Annotated in this window: 14 protein-coding genes and 1 pseudogene; 5 read left to right on the forward strand and 10 right to left on the reverse strand. The window is 50.0% G+C overall.

Translation table 11 applies throughout. From position 1 onward, the window contains the following. Positions 1–3: 3 nt before the first annotated feature. From ACWHWP_RS17875 to ACWHWP_RS17890, 4 genes are all read right to left on the reverse strand, one after another. Positions 4–993 (reverse strand): glycosyltransferase, encoded by a 990-nt coding sequence (locus ACWHWP_RS17875; protein ID WP_047058004.1) that lies wholly within the window; start codon positions 991–993, stop codon positions 4–6. 773 nt (positions 994–1,766) lie between these two features. Next, on the reverse strand, positions 1,767–2,675 hold the full coding sequence (gene lpxP / locus ACWHWP_RS17880; RefSeq protein WP_032938037.1) for a kdo(2)-lipid IV(A) palmitoleoyltransferase: 909 nt from the start codon (positions 2,673–2,675) through the stop codon (positions 1,767–1,769). A gap of 202 nt (positions 2,676–2,877) precedes the next feature. After that, positions 2,878–3,150, reverse strand: coding sequence for a hypothetical protein (locus ACWHWP_RS17885; protein ID WP_016247220.1), 273 nt, complete (start codon positions 3,148–3,150; stop codon positions 2,878–2,880). Between the two features lie 69 nt (positions 3,151–3,219). Further along, a complete protein-coding gene (locus tag ACWHWP_RS17890) occupies positions 3,220–3,456 on the reverse strand; it encodes a YnfU family zinc-binding protein (RefSeq protein WP_350308983.1) in 237 nt (78 codons plus the stop codon). A 93-nt stretch (positions 3,457–3,549) separates the two neighbouring features. Between ACWHWP_RS17890 and ACWHWP_RS17895 the strand changes: the two genes are divergently transcribed. After that, positions 3,550–3,783 carry a hypothetical protein gene (locus ACWHWP_RS17895; RefSeq protein ID WP_004132711.1) on the forward strand — a complete coding sequence of 78 codons (234 nt, stop codon included), beginning with the start codon at positions 3,550–3,552 and terminating at the stop codon, positions 3,781–3,783. Between the two features lie 19 nt (positions 3,784–3,802). Here the strand turns inward: ACWHWP_RS17895 and ACWHWP_RS17900 are convergent, their stop codons facing one another. The 3 genes and pseudogenes from ACWHWP_RS17900 to cspF form a co-directional block, all read right to left on the reverse strand. Beyond that, positions 3,803–12,385, reverse strand: a complete 8,583-nt coding sequence (locus ACWHWP_RS17900; RefSeq protein ID WP_447856091.1) for a GH36-type glycosyl hydrolase domain-containing protein — start codon at positions 12,383–12,385, stop codon at positions 3,803–3,805. A gap of 155 nt (positions 12,386–12,540) precedes the next feature. Next, entirely contained in the window at positions 12,541–12,711 is a 171-nt protein-coding gene (locus tag ACWHWP_RS17905; protein WP_305955329.1) for a YnfU family zinc-binding protein, read from the reverse strand. A 75-nt stretch (positions 12,712–12,786) separates the two neighbouring features. After that, positions 12,787–12,999 (reverse strand): annotated as a pseudogene (cspF, locus tag ACWHWP_RS17910) (cold shock-like protein CspF). A gap of 278 nt (positions 13,000–13,277) precedes the next feature. On the opposite strand from cspF, the gene ACWHWP_RS17915 reads away from it, so the two are divergent. The 3 genes from ACWHWP_RS17915 to ACWHWP_RS17925 all read left to right on the forward strand — a co-directional run bounded on the left by ACWHWP_RS17915 (position 13,278) and on the right by ACWHWP_RS17925 (position 14,959). Further along, entirely contained in the window at positions 13,278–13,496 is a 219-nt protein-coding gene (locus ACWHWP_RS17915; protein ID WP_032938040.1) for a cold shock domain-containing protein, read from the forward strand. Positions 13,497–13,764: 268 nt separating this feature from the next. Beyond that, the gene (locus ACWHWP_RS17920; protein ID WP_048260112.1) at positions 13,765–13,992 is read left to right on the forward strand and encodes a hypothetical protein; all 228 of its coding nucleotides are present in this window, start codon (positions 13,765–13,767) and stop codon (positions 13,990–13,992) included. Positions 13,993–14,554: 562 nt separating this feature from the next. Beyond that, positions 14,555–14,959, forward strand: coding sequence for an H-NS family histone-like protein (locus ACWHWP_RS17925; RefSeq protein WP_024274587.1), 405 nt, complete (start codon positions 14,555–14,557; stop codon positions 14,957–14,959). 303 nt (positions 14,960–15,262) lie between these two features. On the opposite strand, the gene arsC is transcribed toward ACWHWP_RS17925, so the two are convergent. Genes arsC through ACWHWP_RS17940 form a run of 3 tightly spaced genes read right to left on the reverse strand, consistent with a single transcriptional unit; the run spans position 15,263 to position 17,355 of the window. Next, a complete protein-coding gene (gene arsC, locus ACWHWP_RS17930) occupies positions 15,263–15,688 on the reverse strand; it encodes a glutaredoxin-dependent arsenate reductase (RefSeq protein WP_024274588.1) in 426 nt (141 codons plus the stop codon). Positions 15,689–15,700: 12 nt separating this feature from the next. Then, positions 15,701–16,990, reverse strand: coding sequence for an arsenic transporter (locus ACWHWP_RS17935; RefSeq protein WP_024274589.1), 1,290 nt, complete (start codon positions 16,988–16,990; stop codon positions 15,701–15,703). A gap of 44 nt (positions 16,991–17,034) precedes the next feature. Then, positions 17,035–17,355, reverse strand: coding sequence for a metalloregulator ArsR/SmtB family transcription factor (locus tag ACWHWP_RS17940; protein WP_049102029.1), 321 nt, complete (start codon positions 17,353–17,355; stop codon positions 17,035–17,037). Positions 17,356–17,440: 85 nt separating this feature from the next. On the opposite strand from ACWHWP_RS17940, the gene arsH reads away from it, so the two are divergent. Next, positions 17,441–18,139 carry an arsenical resistance protein ArsH gene (arsH, locus tag ACWHWP_RS17945; RefSeq protein ID WP_032938044.1) on the forward strand — a complete coding sequence of 233 codons (699 nt, stop codon included), beginning with the start codon at positions 17,441–17,443 and terminating at the stop codon, positions 18,137–18,139. The last annotated feature ends 248 nt before the right edge of the window (positions 18,140–18,387 follow it).

Here is an 18,387-nt window from a genome sequence, read left to right on the forward strand (position 1 = left end):
GGATTAACGCCGCACCTGCGAAACGGCTGCGGGAGTATTGCGGACACCAGGCAGATAAATATTGCGGACCAGCTTCAGGAGGAAAAAGACATCGCTCAGGTTGCTCACGCCGGATACCAGATGGCGAAAGGCTATCCGCGCACGAAAACGCGCCCGGACCGCCAGCCGGTCATTCACCCTGCGCCGGTACAGACCCAGAAAATGGCGGCTTTCCACCAGCGCATGCCTGACCAGCGCTCGTCTGACAGATCGGTACTGCGTCTGTGTACTGAGTGCCAGAATATCTGCAATCACGTCGCAATAGCTGAACGCGCGGATATCGTAATAATCCGGGCGGTGGGTAATTGACGCCGGGTTATTCACCCACAGGTAATCCTGTCTGTCAGAGAAATAAAATCGGCCATCTGCGGCGGCAAGCTGTATCGTCCAGAGAATGTCCTTGTGGCTTTTCCCTTCCTGGAATCGCAGGTCATGCTCGCGAATATACGCTGAACGGATTATCTGCAGCCACAGATAATGCGGCCATTCCCTCTGACTGACGCAATGGCGTATCCACTGCTGACCCGTCAGCGTCTGACCGTAAGGCTGTCTGCGGTGAACGGTATGCCGCAGATGTCCGGCGCTGTCTGTATGCCGGGCATTGAAAAGGACGACATCGGCCTGTGCTTCGCGGGCTGTGCGCAGCCGCTCCTGCAGAAAATCTGCCGCAACCCGGTCATCCGCATCCAGGAACACCACCCATTCACCACGGTGAATCGCCAATGCAGCATTACGGGCAGCATACACGCCCTGATTTTCCTGACGAATGAGAATAAGCCGTTCATCTGTAATGGCGCTGAGTAGCGTCCATGTTTCGTCGGTTGAACCGTCATCCACAACAATGATTTCAGTACTGAGCGTTGTTTCGCCAAGCAGTGTATGGACCAGAGCCCCGATGCTGTCAACTGCATTGAAGGCAGGAATGATGACGCTGATATCGATGTTGATTTTCATTGATCAAAGGGAATGTAAACAGAGGGAAGCTTCAGAGTTGTTACCCCATCAGAGGCAATAACCTGCCGGGTACGAAACATTGTCAGGAAGAGCGTCCCGGTGATTTTCGTGCTGGTGTGGACACCACTCGTTTTTCTCTGATTTCCAGGTTAACCACCATCAGACAGCCATCGCAAAATTCTTTATCCAGCCCGAAAATACGGTCCAGAATGCTTCTTTTCTTGTTACATCGGGCACATCTTTTCATTCCATCACCTGCTGTCGCATTCCCATGCCGTGCCCGCAGGACAAAAGAAGGGCGCCCACCAGAAGACAGGAAATAAACTAATAAACAATACGTTAAATGAATTGCTGGGAATTTAGCACAGGCACTAGCGTGCCGGATAATTCATTTTGCAGATCAATTTTATAAAATCGATCGGTTTAATCGATCATCTTTTTCACTCTGCTTTACACGCCATCCGTGTGCCTGCATACCCTATCGGAGCGTTCGGTTTGTCGAGCTGTAAAGGATGCTATGCCTGCTGGATAGTCAAACCATTCCCGATAACTGACATCATGTGGAAGAGAAAATATACAAAAATTATTATCGCTTTGAATGGCAGCTATAAGCGAGAAGCGGACCTTCAAATCCGAACAGGTTCAATTGATTAACCTTGGTTGTCAGTTACGCCATCGTTAACATGAAGCCGATCGAATAATCCCCTGTCCCATTTTTTACAAATACGCAGTGGCAAGAAAGATGGATTCTGGCTCGTGACAAGTAGAGTTGTTCATTTGTATAAAGAGACTTCGCCTTCAGGACGCGTTTTGAACCTGCGATGCATCCACAGGTATTGCTCAGGGGCACGGAGAATTTCACGCTCGATGATCTTGTTCATATAAGCCGCTGCGGCGACCTTGTCTTCCCCTGGATAGCCTGATAACGGATTGCTGATATACATGTGATAACCTTTTTTATCGCTACGTCGAATCATGCTAAGTGTGATCAAGGGTGCACCAGCGAGTTTTGAAAGGGCATACGTTCCGTTCGTCGTTGCTGCTTTTTTTACCGAGAAAAAAGGTGCAAAAACGCTTCCTTTAGACCCATAATCCTGGTCTGGTGCAAACCAAACGGCTTCACCAGCTTTTAGCGCATGAACAAAACCAGATAAATTACGTCGATTAATCATAGCTTTATTTGAACGCATACGCCCTTTTGTCTGTACCCATTCCATTAATGGATCATTGTGTGGGCGATACGTTGCCATCATAGGATGGCATAACCCCATTACTCTTCCACACAACTCAAGGGACATAAAATGAATCCCGACAACCATTACTCCTCTTGTCGCACCGGTCAGGTTTTCAAGCCCTTCGACATCAAACCATTTTTTGACTCTCGCATCGCTCCAGAACCAGGCCATTCCTGTTTCCATCAGTCCCAGCCCGAGAGAAACAAAGTTTTTATTGACCATCTGGCTCCGGGCAAACGGTGTCATCTCGGGAAAGCACAGTTCGATATTTCTAATCGCAATCCGTTCCCGGCGTTTCAGAAAGGGTCTGGATATTTTTCCAAGGCCAGAGCCCAGAATATGTAAAACCGGGTAAGGAAGTTGAACGAGAAGCCACAGCAGACCCAAACCAGACCAGGTAAGCCAGTGGCGAGGATGAAGTAAATTATGAGTAAAAGTCTGTGCCATAAATTTCCTTAATGCTAATGAAGGTTATAACGCAAAAGGAAAACAATGAGGCAATTCGTCTTTAGCGATACATTTTGTTTTAGATAATTTAAATTCATCTAAATTCAGGAAAAAATATTTTTCAATGACTGGTGAATAATTTAAAGAGCCAAGGGTGAATTGTAAGCCAGCAAATTTATTCTGTTATAAATCCATGGTTTTATCATTGATACTCAAGGAATTGTCTTCTTGATTCATCATCATCAAGGTACTCAAAAGAAAGAAGCCGAATTTTGGTAAGTTTATAAAACCACTCACAATCGTTTCGTTGAATAATTTCGCCTGGTTTGAAACATATCCCGGATGCCACCCGAATAATCGCATATTTACCATTACTAAACCTGACCCGGTGAATACAGAAAGGTTGGCCAGGCTGTCCGTGACAGCTGTTCGACATGATATGCCCTTCAATAAAAACAGATTTTTTAGATTTCATTATCATACCCTCGACAACAGCAGTACAGGAGGAATGTTGTCATTTTCCGACATCACTGACGTTAAGTGATCAGCCGCCGATACACCAGCATTCTGAAGGTCTGAACAACAGTCCGCAGGCAGGGCACTCAAGAACCGCATCTTTTCTTAGTTTACCTGCTTTCTGATCGGCTCTGTGTGCACATACCGGGCAGGCAACATGAACCGGTCTTTCTTTAAAATACCTGAGCCCATTTGTATAAGACATAAATAATTCTCTGAGGAATACAGTAATTATTATACGCTTTAATATAAAAATAACTGGCATAAGTTATGTTAAGTTGTGTCTGAATCAGGATATCAGATATTGAAAATTGAACGTCTTATTTATGATACACTACCCTTCCGTGAGAAATTTAAGATGAAATCAGAAGACACCCTTGACTGGTATCCGGCACAACTACCGCCTGTGAAAATTATTCTTGGCGAAGCCGTGCTGGCTGTGGGTAAACAGGGCCGACCGATTAATACCCGCACCTTGCTGGAATACCTTCAGGTCATGCAGGACAAACAAAAAAGGCGGGATGACAAAATCGCCATGCAGACTGCGATTGATGTTCTCAGGGATAATCAGCGCATTAACGGCAGACGTTAATGCACCTCCGGGATCAGTGTCAGTTCTGAATGATCTCAACCGTATGGTTTTGTCCATCATCCTTCAGCGGTATTCTGTCATCAGGGAGGAGAACACCATCCAGCGTCACGCAATATTCTGCATCGCCGCGTGAAACACTAATCTGATAATGGCTTTCACCATATTGATATGCCATAGAAAAAGACGACCACTCATCCGGTAACCTGGCATGAACACTAAAGTCAGTGCCGGAACGTTTTATCCCCAGTAATTCCTCGGTAAGTAAACGCCAGGCCCAGCCTGCGGAACCGGTATACCAGCTCCACCCTGCACGTCCGGTATGGGGAGCGACGCTGTAGACATCAGCACTCATGACATAAGGCTCAGCTTTATAAATCCCGACAGAGTCCGCATTCAGGGTATGATTTATAGGGTTGAGCATTGACCAGAGTTGCCAGGCTCGTCCGGCATTCCCCATTCGGGCAAAGGCCATCACTGCCCAGATGGCGCCATGCGTATACTGCCCTCCGTTTTCCCGCACGCCGGGCAGGTACCCCTGTATGTAGCCCGGATTTGGACCGTGTCCGTCGAAAGGAGGCGTTAACAGTTTGATCAGCCCTCCTTCGTTATCCACAAGGTGCTTATCCAGCGCCTGCATGGCCTTTGCGCACCGTCCCGGGCTCGCGGCGCCGGACAATACAGACCAGCTCTGCGCAATCGCATCAATCCGGCAGTCCTGTGAGGTTTTCGATCCCAGGGGAGTACCATCGTCAAAATACCCGCGCCGGTACCATTCCCCATCCCAGGCGTGGGCTTCGAGATTACTTTGCAGGCGCAGAGCCTGTGAACGGCACATCGCGGCGACGCTTTCATCCAGCCTGCGCTCCGCCAGCGCTGCAAACCGCTGCAAAATGTCGTACAGGAAGAAGCCCAGCCAGACGCTTTCACCTTTGCCTTCGATACCCACCCGGTTCATCCCGTCATTCCAGTCACCAGCCCCCATCAGCGGCAGGCCATGCTCCCCGAAGCGAAGTCCATAGTGAATAGCTTTGACGCAGTGTAACCAGAGTGTCTCTTCGGTGCCGCTGATGACCGGCGTGTCATAGACAGACTCTTCACCAGGCTGAAGCGAGCGTCCCTCCAGATAAGGAATGCGTATTTCCAGTGCATCCATATCCCCCGTCGTTTCAACATAGTGGCAAACAGCAAGCGGCAGCCAAAGATAGTCATCGGAACAGCGGGTACGCACACCGTTGCCGTGTGGCGGGTGCCACCAGTGCTGCACATCCCCCTCGATAAACTGCCGTGATGCACAGAGTATTATCTGTTCACGCATCCGGTCCGGAGCAGCGTGGCTCAGAGCCAGCGTATCCTGCAGCTGATCGCGAAAACCAAATGCACCGCCAGACTGATAGTAGCCACTCCGGGCCATAAGACGGCAGGCGACCGTCTGATACAACAGCCAGCCATTAACCAGTAAATTTACGGACGTGTCGGGGGTGTTAACTACGATTTTATCGAGAACATTGTGCCAGTGATTATGAATCCGGTTCAGCTCCTGGCGGACCGTATCCTCGTTCATGTAGCGGGCCAGCGTCTCCTGAGCACAAACATCATTCTCCTCTGCGCCGAGGATAAAAATAAACGTCCTCTGGTCCCCGTCAATTAATGTAACCGCCGATTGCACCGCTCCGCAGGGATCCAGACCGGCCCCCGTCTTACCAGAAAGCTTTTGCAGTTTCATAGCCGAAGGGGCGTGAAGGGAACCATTACGGCCAATAAACTCCCGGCGGTCCCCTGTCAGAGAACAGTCATTACCGCTGACGGCAAAAAATGCAGTTCGGCCGCCACCATTATCACCATAAAAGTTATTCGCAAGTATCCCGCAGCCGCCGGGCGTTCTGGCCACATGTGTCACAATGTGAGGGGCTGAGCGCGTTAGTGTTTCTCCGAGCGTCCACTCTACATAGCCTGTGACGGAAAGTTGACGTGTCCGTCCCGAAGAGTTACTGAGCGTCAGGAGCACCAGTTTAACCGGATCTTCTTCAGCAACCAGGACCGTCAACTCGCTGTCTATACCACTCTCACGATGGGCAAAAACGCTGTAGCCAAAACCATGGCGGGTCAGGTAATCACCGTGTCCGCGAACAGGTAAAGCCGTCGGCGACCAGCACTCCCCGCTCTCTTCATCGCGCAGGTAAAATGCCTCGCCGCTGCGATCGCTCACCGGATCGTTCTCCCACGGCGTCAACCGGTATTCATGGGCATTCTTATACCAGGTATAGGCCTGCCCTGCCTCTGAGATCACACTGCCAAAACGAGAATTTGCCAGTATGTTCGACCAGGGAGCCGGTGTAAGCGCATTTTCCCGAAGGACGATCTGATACTCCCGCCCATCCTGAGAAAATCCACCGTACCCATTGAAATGGCATAACTGACTGGTATCAGGGCTCCAGTCCGTATGTTGATTACGCTCGCGCACAGCACGCGGAATGAATGCCCTTGCCGGCGATTTCAGGGTATGAATACGCTGGTTAAGCTGCTCATTAATCCCCCCTGCGCGGTCATCAAGATAAAGACAGGCCACGCTCATCAAAAGCAACTTATCCTCAGCGGAGAGATGCTCACCGTTGCGGACAAAAAGCCCGCCTTTTTTATCCAGCAGACTGGCTTCAGACCCGGCATAAATTAACTCCATAATCTGATTTTGTAATCCCTGCTGGTAGCCGCCGGGGCTGTTATTCAGGATAACTAAATCAACATCCAGCCCTTTCTGTCTCCAGTAACGGTGTGCCTGAATCAGTGTGGTCACTGAGGTGATACTTTCCTCGCTGGTTATACTCAGCAGCACTATCGGCAGATCCCCTGAAATTGCCCAGCCCCACAGTCCGGACTGGCCACGCCGATTGCGGCCGATCGCCTGGCCTTCGGCGCGCAGCTCCTGGACAGGGTAAAGCACAGCGCTGGCGAGACTATTGAACAACGTGGCATCATCTTCACTGGCGTTCATCTGGCGCAATACCACCAGACTGTGAGACCAGGCCAGTTCAAAGACGCGATCGGCGATAGGGTAATCGCGATATTTCTCCAGCAACGCCAGGCTCTGCTGACGGGTCTCACTGATGCCATAAATGATATCAATCGTAACCGGCTGCCCCGGCTGCAGAATAATGGCGTTGCGAATTGCCAGTATCGGATCCAGCACCGAGCCCGACGTGTTGCCTAGCATCCCTCCCGTCTCTATTGCCTGTGCATTCGCAGGGTTTCTGCCACGTCCAATAAACCTTGCCCTGTCCGTTTCAAACGACACGTTATGTCGGTTATCGCCGTGCACCACCATCATGTGAAACAGGCAAGGGCCCGGTTCATCCGGTGAGCGCGGGCGCCGGTGGCAAAGAATAGCGTCACGCTCAGGAGCCAGCTCAGTCTGAATAAACAAATTGCTGAATGCCGGGTGTGCCAGATCGCTGGCATCAGGTGCCAGTACCACTTCAGCATAGGTTGTCAGCTCCAGAGAGCGAGGCTTGCGACCACGATGAATCAGTGTGAGCCGTCGCAATTCAACATCATCCTCCGGAGAGATCACCACCTGAGTTTTGACGCTGAGTCCCCCTAAGCTGCGTCTGAATTCTGCCCCCGCATCGGTGAACAACACTTCCTCGTCTTGTCCGCTGGTGTAGCCTGTTGGTTGCCAGGTATTGCTCCACACATCTCCCGTCTGGGTATCGCGGATGTAGCAGAATGCTCCCCAGTTATCACGGGTGGTATCACTGCGCCAGCGCGTTAGTGCAATATCATTCCAGCGACTGTAACCGCCGCCGCCCGCGGTCAACATCAGATGATAATGGCCGTTGGACAGGAGTTGAATATCCGGGGCGGGGGTATCCATGCTATAGAAAATACGGGGTTCATAGCGAACGGGTTTGACCATGCCCTCATGAGATTCAAAATGACGGCGCGGACTGTACAGATCGACCGCATCCGGCACGCGCTCCTGTAACAGCAGACTCGCTGACCGGAATACCGTACTGGACATAAAGCGTTCAGTCATGGGGGCATCAAGCAGCACATGAGCCAGCGCCTGAAATGCCATACCCTGATGATGCGCCATCCAGGACTGTACCACCGCATAGAGCTGACCGGTTGCAAGACGTGAGGGGGTATAGTCCAGCGCTTCATAAAAACCGTATTCTCCGCATGCACCATTTTTTTGCAGCCTGAACAGGTTCTCACAAGCTTTCTGCGGGGAAACCATCAGCGCCAGCAGCGTGGCGTAAGGAGCGACAACCATGTCATCGGCAAGTCCCCTGCGTAGACCGAGCCCCGGTACGCCAAATGCCTGATACTGATAATTATGCTGAACATCAAAAGCATGATAGCCAGACTCTGAAACACCCCATGGTACCCCGCGTTCTTTCCCCCAGTGAATCTGGCGCATAACCGCCGACTGACTCATTTCATCGAGCAGGCTGCCGGGCCAGGTGGGCATCACCAGATTCGGCATCAGATATTCAAACATGGATCCGCTCCATGACATCAGGGCAGTTTCATTATCAATCGTGGTAAACAATCGACCCAGCGCGTACCAGCTTTTAAGAGGCAGCTGATTAGTCGCAATGGCAAGAAAACTGGTCAGGCGGATTTCAGACGGCAGGAGATCGTAGTGGCTCTTGTCAGGCATATTGGTGTCACAGTTATAACCGACGCTGAGCAGACTGGTTGCTTCACTGTACAGAAAGGCGAAATCCATCCGGGCATGCTCATCCAGCCGCTGTTCCAGCTCGGTGATAATATTGAGTCGCATTCGGGCCTGCTCCGCCACTGACGCCGGAGGCGTTCCTGTACCGGTTAATGTCGGACGGGCAAGCTCGCTCAGCGTCGGCAGCGTCTGTTCATTCCAGGATGCAGGCAACCAGCCAAGCAACAGAGACCACTCATGGCAAAGCTGAACCAGTTGATGCTCCAGATGTCCAGCCCAGCGCATCTGAAGAGGAGATCCCTGATGACATGCGCTGGTCAGATGGTTGCACTGGGTGCGCATGCTTTTCAGTTCGCTGAAAAGCGCCTGCGGAGAGAGCGACACCGCGTTCAGGCAATGCTTGCGCAGCAGTCTCAGGCTGTCAGGTGGGTTCTTACCCCACTGTTTTTCCAGAATATCCAGCGTATCGTTCAGTCCTGCCAGTATCTGTTGGTTGCTTAAAACAGGCTGATGACGCATGGCGGACAGGCCTGCACGCAGGGTCAATAAATGCCCGGCCATATTGCCGCTGTCGACGCTGGAGATATAGCGTGGACTGAGGGGGACCAGCGTACGGGTGTCATACCAGTTGTAGAGATGGCCCCGGTAGTGCTCCATTTTATCCATCGTGTCGAGCGTGAGCGACACGCGCCGGAGCACCTCTCCGCCAGGCAGGTAGCCAAAGTCCCATGCCGTCAGGTTAGCCATAAGTGAAAGACCAATATTGGTAGGAGAAGTTCGGTGTGCCACCGTCGGTTGTGGTATTTCCTGATAATTATCAGGCGGAAGCCAGTTCTCTTTTGCTGTGGCAAATGTTTCAAAAAAAGCCCAGATTTCACGGCTTGTCTGGCGTAACAGCTGTTTTTGTTCCTGATTAGGCGAAAAAACCTTTCGCACGGGCTGGCGACTCAGCCAGCTCATCAGCAGCGGTGCCACACACCATACCAAACCGATCGGTAACGCAATCCCCAGCAGCTGTGGGGCAAATTGTCCGGTCAGTATTGTCAGCGCCACGCCACCGGCAGCGTTCAGCCACATCGCCTGATAAAAACGTGCAACAGTGGGTCTGGCCTGACTGCTGTCCTGGCTGTGGCTGACCCACTGGCTGAGGTGACGCCTGCTTATCCCCAGTCGCCATAGCGTCACGGCGATCGCTTTCAGCGAATATCCGGCTTCGTGCGGCAGTATCGCAAAATTAAGGCTGATACCTGACAGACGCTTTAGCGCGCCCGCCCCCACCAGTAACAGATGCGACTTCACGCGGCGACGCAGAGGTTTATGCAGAAGGTCGTGGCTAATGCAGAGGATGGCTGGCAACAACCATATCAGCAACAGTATGCCCAGCCAGTAAACCGGATTGGGTACCCAAAGCAGAGTGAAGAACAGCAATATCAGTAAGGAGGGGGCGACCAGACTGCGACGTAGATTATCGAGTAATTTCCAGTAAGAAAGCGCGGTCAGCGGATTCCTGACCCGGGTTCCATCGGCTTTTCTGACGCGTGGTTTTAGCCAGTTAAGCAGTTGCCAGTCACCCCGGATCCAGCGTGAACGTCGTGCAACATCCGACAGATAATTATTAGGGTACTGTTCGTACAGTAACACCTCGCTCAGCAGACCCGAACGTGCATAGCATCCTTCAAGCAGATCGTGGCTGAGTACCAGATTTTCCGGGCAGATGTTCGTAGTGGCCTGCATAAAAATATCAACATCGTAAATCCCTTTGCCCACAAACGAGCCTTCCCCAAAGAGATCCTGATAAATATCCGAAGACATCATCGAATAAGGGTTATTGCCCGGTACGCTGCTGCGCAGGGCTGCGTAACGCCCCTGACCGTTGCGTGGTATCTCCTCCGCAAGACCGGGCTGTAAAATACCGAATCCTTTGACAACCCTCTGGCGTACCGGATCATACTCAGGCGTATTCAGCGGATGCGCCATCGTCGCGACGAGTTTGTGTGCCGTATCGCGCGGGAGCACCGTATCGCTGTCCAGGGTAATGACGTATTTTATGTGACCCGGTAAAAGGTGGGCAGGCATCTCTGCAACGCTGACGAATTGCGTTCCGGGATGGCGCAACCAGCTGTTCAGTAACGCCAGTTTTCCCCGCTTGCGTTCATAGCCCATCCACGCGCCTTCCGAGGGGTTCCATTCAGGCTGGCGATGTAACAGATAAAAACGTGGTCTGCCGGAGGGGTAGCGGCGATTAAGCGCCTGCGTATCGGCGATAGCCTGTCTGAGCAGTGCGTGACTTTCCGGCGAGGGTTCATTTTCAGAATCAGCAAAATCAGTGAGCAGCGCGAATCTGAGATTTTCGTTTTCATTCCCCAACCAGCAGACTTCAAGACTGGTGAGGAGCTGGCTGAAACTTTCGTGGCTGGTCAACATGCAGGGAATAACTAACATGGTGGCACTGTCAGCGGGAATACCGGCTGAAAAATCCATCCCCGGCAAGGGTCGAGGAACGCGAAAACGGGTGGTTGCATCACTGAGTAAATCGCTCATTAACTGAGTTAATGCGATAATCAGAGGTAATATCACCGCGATCAATAGCCAGTCTGCGCCCTGCATGGCGGTTTCGTGCAATATTGCTGCGGTCGCTGCGGTTGTCAGCAACGCCAGGCTTCCAAGCCATGACAGCAGGGTTATTCTGTTGAAACTGTGCCGCAAGCGTATGAGCCTTGAGGCGTCTGCCAGGAGATGAATATCCAGCGCCTGTCGACCTTCGCCCGCAAGATAATAACCAACATGATGTTCCGGTGTATCGGGCGCTTTTTCCTCTGAAAGCGCCAGCACCTTCTCAGCAACCTCAGGCTCGCTGAGACCGCTGTCCCTGGCCAGAACCTCAACTATGTGCCGGTAATGATCCCGGGTATTGAAGTGCATCCGGGGATAGATGCCGGCAGGATCATTGCGTAATGCCTGTTCGACAACGCTTATCGTTTCGGCGAAATCAGCCCAGTCCGTTTCACTCAATAAACGCAGGCCCGCGATGCTGTTACTGACGGACAGCTGGCTGGCGGCAAGCTGCTGATTGAAACTATGTATGAGAACGTCAGTGGTGATCCCCTGTTCCCGAAGGCACTGATCAACCCAGGTCAGAGGTAACGACAGCGCGTTGCCATGCCCCTGCAGGCGCCGTACCAGCTCTGCGACAAACGCACTGGTTAACGGAGGTCGGGAGCGCGCCATATCGGCAACCACCATGATTAAATCACCAGGCGCACTCTCTGCGCATTCGACAATCCTTGTTATCCACGTATCAGCAATGTTTCTGTCCTGCTGCGCTTTTATCACTTCCATACTGATACGACGAAGATTTTCAATCAGCGCAAGGCGCAGCATTCCCGGTAACGCCCAGACTTCACCCAGCGTCAGCGGCGTCACCTGTTGATAGGCAGTGAGATAGCTGGTCAGGCTTGCGGCATCCCAGCGGCCATCGCCGTGAGCAATGGCCTCTGATGCAATATGATAAATTCGTGGGCAATTCAACGGCGATACCAGCGACGGAAGACCTTTGCCAAAGCTTTTCGGCAGATGCTGGCGGACAGTGCGGATTTGTTCCTCAATCAGATAATAATTGTCCAGCAGCCATTCAGCGGCAGGCATGATACTGGTCTTTTTACCCGCGTTAAGCTCATAGCAGTTTTGGGTAATGACGGCTTCATTGTCGCCAAGCCGTTTCAGAAGATAATAAGGATGCCTATCCGGTGATACTTTATGAGTCCGCGCCAGCTTCTGGCCGTAGCGTTCCATCTGGACGGTCGAAAAGAGTTCTGACCGCGGCGAGCTTTCACCGGCAGGATCGTTCGCCGAAAATGTTATGTTTTCGGCAGCATTCATCAGAATACGGGAGCGGTTAAACCACGCTCTTGGGTTCATTTTCATAGCATTGCTCTGATGCGACGTTAGCGCGCAGGAGCAGTTGCGAAATCAGTTCAGAAACGTTCTCTCAGGATGGGCGTCAGGCATCAGGGATTTAACAGCTGCCGGAATCTAACATAAGTATAGGACATGAGCTCTGTTCTGCGATTTTGGTCGAGCTAGCGTCGGGAGATAAACAGAGCCTTACATCCGGGGCAAAGCATGGTTTGGTTGAGCCGGATTTTTGACAACGGTTGTACTGATTTTAAGCCACAAACAGGACAGGCAGCAGTGGCAGTAGACGCACTGCTGAAGAATTTCATTGCGTAATTGATAACAGACATAACCATTAACCTTTCAATGAATGAGCTTCACCGTACCACATGTGGTTAAGTTTTAATCTATCTATTTTGACATACTGAAAATCAGGAAAGATAAATGTTCGCAGCCACAGGCCCCCTGAGACCGTTTATCCGGCAAGACTCTATGCGGCTTCCAGGGATGAGTAATTCTGATTAGCGAGAGTTAACGGCTGAAATGTGAAGCAGAACGTCTTTTCGTCCATCAGATGGGATGATGAGGCCTTTACCACTAAGAATATCAAAGCTTTTGACAATTCCTGTCATTTTATGGGACAAGTCAATTCCTTATTGAAAACACTTAAAGACTATACATTGAAAATGGCATTCAGCCACTTTTATTTTCCCTACAGGACCTCTGGACGGCTAAAAGATAATTTGCTTATATCGATTCCCTGTGTCTTAATGAATCCCATCAGTTCGATGTACTAATGAAAGTTAGAAATTTTCCGGGCAGTTCTCATTACCAGGCGCTATCGTTGATATCCCCTCTTTTGAGTCCATACGTTTAATCTTATACGTTTACTATCAATACAATCATGTATAACGGAGTCAGTATGACCTCGAGAATTATGGGCCTGGTTAAATGGTTTAACGAAGTCAAAGGTTTTGGCTTCATCTCTCCTCTTGATGGCAGCAAAGATATCTTTGTCCATTTGTCTGCACTTAATGGCGACAACTTTAAAACTTTATTTGAAGGTCAGAAAGTTGAATTCGCCATTCACCGCGGAGACAAGGGTCCTGTTGCTGCAAATGTAACACTTTGCGATAAATAAATCATTGTGGGTCTGCGATAACGATGAAGGATTATTCCTGAGTAGACAGATCCATAACTTAAATCAGATGAAAGTCGTTTATTCTTAATATCTGATCAGCATATTTTTCAAAATTATGAGTATGCTAAGCGATGTGATGAAGTGCAGTACTACTGCATAAAAAGTCTAAAAGCACAAGCTAACCACATGTTAAATAAGAAGTGCGTAATGGCTTTGACCTTAATGGCATCTGCCAGTTAATATCCACGAGAGAACAGGGTAATAGAATATGATTAAAGTCCTTGTTTTCTTTAATGCTGAATCCTGTAAAGTCATGACCGTTCTGGAAGGTATATCCTCTATCAGGCAGGAATATCCAAACGGTGAAGAAACACATCTTCGGATTATGTCTGCAGGTTTTCCTTCCTTAACTGGCGATCATGGTATTCTTTACGTGGCTACTGACAGGGAGTTAACGTCACAGGAGATACTTGATGCGGCCAGGAAATATTTATAGAATTTTTGTCATGCTCTCTGCTCCACGTTTAATTGCATGCTTACCCTATTTATCAGAATCGAACAAAAAATGAGTTAAAAGCATTTATGGCCTGCTAACAGCAGGCTTTTTTTTACATTACACTTTTTTAGAAACGTCTCTATAAAGAGAGAGTAATTCGCTACCCTCTGACAAAATGCAGGTGTCTCCCCCCTGCGTGCCATCTTGCCATTTGTGAAAACCTTGCTAAGTGGCGGCGCTGTCTCTCCTCATTTTAAATCTCATCAGGTGTGACTGAAGCAATAAGTTATGAGGGTATAAAAAGGCTCTCCGGATGACTCCTGGCATCATAGTTTTAAGTACCTTCAAAAATGCATGGACATTTCGTAGGAGTTGTAATTTAGTTCTTGCACATTCTTCTTAATTTTGTCTTGCGATAAGAGATTTATATAAGTAGTCTAAACCTCGTTAATAACAATATGTACCAATCGGATAAAAATGCTCAGTAAGAAAAATCGGGTTGATGAGCAACCGTCGACATTGGTATTTGCTGAACAACGAAAAAACTTTAAAAGGTCTCTTTATGTCAGATGCTCTTACACAGTTAAACAATATCCGTACCTTACGTTCTCAGACTCGTGAAATGTCATTAGATGTACTGGAAGATGTTCTGGAAAAGTTTAAAATTATTCTTATAGAACGACGAGAAGAAGAGACATTACGTCTTGCAAATGAAAGTCAGCGCCGCGATAAACTGGAAACACTTCGTCAGATGATGCTTGATGAGGGTATCGACCCCTCCGAACTTTTAGCTGCTATTGGCTCTCCGGGTAAGGCTAAAAGGACGCGCTCCCCCCGCCCCGCGAAGTATCGATATACTGACGAAACTGGAGAGTCAAAAACATGGTCAGGTCAGGGGCGAATGCCGAAGCGGATCTCAAATCTGATTGCTGAAGGTGGAGAATTAAAAGATTTCGAAATCAGCTAAAAAAGAGCCGGGCATACCCGGCTCTTTTTACGGATAGCCCACAACCATCCTTAGAGGATCGTCGAGAAGCATCTGGTTCGTAACCGGCTTCAACAAGGTGTTTCATGAAGAGATTATGTTGCGCTATAAACTGGGTAAAGAAGGTATTAATGGTGACATTACGCAGTTGTAATGCAGCCAACACCACAGTTTTTCCTCTCATAGCATAATGCAGACGGGGTTAGTAGGCTGGAGGTCTTTAGTGAACGGCAAGCGGACGCCCTCGTAGATTAAACAGGCGTCCGATATCTTGAAGTGGACAGATTACCTAACCCGCTTTCCCGTTTCGTCAATGACCTTCTCGCCATCCTCTTTGGTAAACGCTCCTTTCTGACCTTCCGGAAGAATATCCAGCACTATTTCCGAAGGGCGGCAAAGACGAGTACCGAGCGGCGTAACGACTACCGGCCGATTAATCAGGATTGGATCTTGAAGCATGAAATCAATCAACTGCTCATCACTAAATTTCTCTTCATCAAGACCCAGGCGTTCATAAGGTTCAGCGTTTTTACGCAGCAAGGCGCGCACTGTAATCCCCATATCTGAAATAAGTTTAATAAGCTCATCACGGGTCGGGGGAGTATCGAGATAATAAATTATTGTCGGTTCGTTGCCGCTGTTGCGGATCATCTCCAGCGTGTTACGTGAGGTGCCACAGGCCGGGTTGTGATAGATGGTAATATTGCTCATATCAATATCTCGCTACAAGGTGACAGAGAGCCGCCACGCCAGCACAGCCAGAGTGACGAAAAGCACGGGCAGGGTCATGATTATGCCGGTGCGGAAGTAATATCCCCAGGTGATGGTCATGTTTTTCTGTGCGAGCACATGTAGCCACAGCAGGGTTGCCAGACTGCCAATCGGAGTGATTTTCGGGCCTAAATCGCAGCCAATCACGTTGGCATAAATCATTGCCTCTTTGACGACGCCTGTCGCCGTACTTCCGTCAATCGACAGCGCACCAATCAGCACCGTCGGCATGTTATTCATTACCGACGACAGGAACGCGGTCAGGAAGCCGGTGCCGAACGTTGCTGCCCATAACCCCTTTTCTGCCAGCAGGTTTAGCACGTCAGACAGAGACTCCGTGAGCCCTGCATTGCGCAGGCCATAGACCACCAGGTACATGCCCAGTGAAAAAATAACTATCTGCCATGGTGCATCGCGCAGGACTTTTCCTGTGTTGATGGCGTGACCTCTTTTCGCCACTATGAACAGTACTGCTGCGCCAGTAGCGGCTATCGCACTTATCGGGATCCCAAGAGGTTCCAGAACAAAGAAACCGACAAGCAGCAAAAACAGGACAATCCAGCCCGCCCTGAACGTTGCCGGATCCTTTATCACACTGGCAGGCGTCTTCAGCAGCGAAACGTCATACGTCACCGGAATATCCCTGCGGAAGAAGAGATGCAGCATGACCAGCGTGGCCGTAATCGCGGCCACATCTACGGGGATCATCACGGAGGCATACTGCGTAAAGCCCAGACCGAAAAAGTCCGCCGAGACGATATTCACCAGGTTAGAAACAATGAGCGGCAGGCTGGCCGTATCTGCAATGAATCCTGCGGCCATGACAAAGGCCAGTGTCGTGCCCTGACTGAATCCCAGTGCGAGCAGCATCGCAATTACGATCGGCGTCAGGATCAGTGCGGCTCCGTCATTGGCAAACAGTGTAGCAACAGCAGCCCCAAGCAAGACTATCCAGCTAAACAAAAGGCGGCCACGTCCGTTACCCCAGCGGGAGACGTGCAGTGCGGCCCATTCAAAGAAGCCGGACTCATCGAGCAGCAGGCTGATGATGATGACCGCAATAAATGCCGCTGTCGCGTTCCAGACGATATTCCAGACAACGGGAATATCAGCGATATGGATGACTCCAGTTACCAGCGCCAGCACAGCCCCGATACTCGCACTCCAGCCAATACTCAGGCCTCCGGGTTGCCAGATCACCAGTATCAACGTCAGTAAAAATATACTCCCCGCCAAAAGCATCTCAGACTCCGTTATATATGATTATGTGAATTTGTTTTCTTTTCTCAGCAGGAGGTGCAGGCTGATTTATCCAGCCATTTACACAAATCCTCCCGCATACACTGCCAGGACGTCGTGATTGTCTCAGCTGCCCATGCCGGTATGTGGGGTGACAGACGATAGTGGATCCATTTGCCTTCACGATGGTCCAGAACCAGCCCGGCCTCACGAAGGATAGCCATATGTCGCGAGACTTTGGGTTGTGATTCGGAAATGGCTGCGCAGATATCACAAACGCACAGTTCTCCTGACTCCCGGAGAATCATGACGATGGCGAGCCGAGTTTCATCCGACAGGATTTTGAAAAGCTGAACAGGTTGTAGCATTTTTCACTCCGTTCCCTTTAGAATATATATATGATAAATCATATGTGTTAAATTTGAAATCATCTACTCTCTCCGGAGGAGAAAAATGGAACAATTTCCTGCCCTTAATATTGAATTCTTTGATCAACACATCGCTGAACGCCTGAACCTGCAAGCGCCACCACGGATTCTTATCCTGTATGGCTCAGTAAGAGAGCGCTCCTACAGCCGCTTTGCCGCGGAGGAAGCCGGTCGTCTTCTGACTGCAATGGGCGCGGAGGTGGAATTCTTTAACCCCTCTGGTTTACCCCTGCCTGATGATGCGCCAGACACGCACCCTAAGGTCACCGAACTACGCGGCCTGGTCAGATGGTGTGACGGGATGGTGTGGAGTTCCCCTGAGCGGCATGGGACGATGAGCGCGGTGATGAAGGCGCAAATAGACTGGATACCCTTAAGTGAAGGAGCGGTTCGTCCTTCGCAGGGCAAGACACTTGCAGTGATGCAGGTCTGCGGTGGTTCGCAGTCCTTTAATGCGGTGAACCAAATGCGCATTCTGGGCCGATGGATGCGGATGTTCACTATCCCCAACCAGTCCTCCATTGCTAAGGCATGGCAAGAGTTCGACGAAAACGGCCGAATGAAACCTTCGTCATGGTATGACCGTATCGTCGATGTAGCCGAGGAGCTGTTTAAAATCACGGTGCTGCTTAAGGGACAAACTGGTTATCTTGCAGATCGTTACAGCGAGAGAAAAGAGAGCTATCAGGAGCTTTCATCCCGTGTCAATCAGGACAAAATTTAACGTATATTTTTCGTGAATCCATACTGCATGAGATTAATAACATCCACTATGGCACAAAGGAGATATCCCATCCTGTGTCAGAATATGAAAAACTACCTTGAGGTGAACTAGTAACTCTGGTTATGACGTGGCGCTTGCGCGTCATGATGCAAAACTAATTTTGATGTTTAATGAAATCCTGGTTGCACCCAAGCTAAGCGCTTCATGCTAAATTTTAGGCGAAGGAATAACAGAAGTCCTGTCCATTG

It is taken from the genome of Enterobacter sp. WI-ESBL-E8 (genome assembly GCF_053364895.1).

What these genes read in the sequence shown, in the direction of transcription:
- ACWHWP_RS17875 (WP_047058004.1), bottom strand. Translation starts at nt 993, where the DNA reads ATGAAAATCAACATCGATATCAGCGTCATCATTCCTGCCTTCAATGCA.
- lpxP (WP_032938037.1), bottom strand. Translation starts at nt 2,675, where the DNA reads ATGGCACAGACTTTTACTCATAATTTACTTCATCCTCGCCACTGGCTT.
- ACWHWP_RS17885 (WP_016247220.1), bottom strand. Translation starts at nt 3,150, where the DNA reads ATGAAATCTAAAAAATCTGTTTTTATTGAAGGGCATATCATGTCGAAC.
- ACWHWP_RS17890 (WP_350308983.1), bottom strand. Translation starts at nt 3,456, where the DNA reads ATGCCAGTTATTTTTATATTAAAGCGTATAATAATTACTGTATTCCTC.
- ACWHWP_RS17895 (WP_004132711.1), top strand. Translation starts at nt 3,550, where the DNA reads ATGAAATCAGAAGACACCCTTGACTGGTATCCGGCACAACTACCGCCT.
- ACWHWP_RS17900 (WP_447856091.1), bottom strand. Translation starts at nt 12,385, where the DNA reads ATGAAAATGAACCCAAGAGCGTGGTTTAACCGCTCCCGTATTCTGATG.
- ACWHWP_RS17905 (WP_305955329.1), bottom strand. Translation starts at nt 12,711, where the DNA reads ATGGTTATGTCTGTTATCAATTACGCAATGAAATTCTTCAGCAGTGCG.
- ACWHWP_RS17915 (WP_032938040.1), top strand. Translation starts at nt 13,278, where the DNA reads ATGACCTCGAGAATTATGGGCCTGGTTAAATGGTTTAACGAAGTCAAA.
- ACWHWP_RS17920 (WP_048260112.1), top strand. Translation starts at nt 13,765, where the DNA reads ATGATTAAAGTCCTTGTTTTCTTTAATGCTGAATCCTGTAAAGTCATG.
- ACWHWP_RS17925 (WP_024274587.1), top strand. Translation starts at nt 14,555, where the DNA reads ATGTCAGATGCTCTTACACAGTTAAACAATATCCGTACCTTACGTTCT.
- arsC (WP_024274588.1), bottom strand. Translation starts at nt 15,688, where the DNA reads ATGAGCAATATTACCATCTATCACAACCCGGCCTGTGGCACCTCACGT.
- ACWHWP_RS17935 (WP_024274589.1), bottom strand. Translation starts at nt 16,990, where the DNA reads ATGCTTTTGGCGGGGAGTATATTTTTACTGACGTTGATACTGGTGATC.
- ACWHWP_RS17940 (WP_049102029.1), bottom strand. Translation starts at nt 17,355, where the DNA reads ATGCTACAACCTGTTCAGCTTTTCAAAATCCTGTCGGATGAAACTCGG.
- arsH (WP_032938044.1), top strand. Translation starts at nt 17,441, where the DNA reads ATGGAACAATTTCCTGCCCTTAATATTGAATTCTTTGATCAACACATC.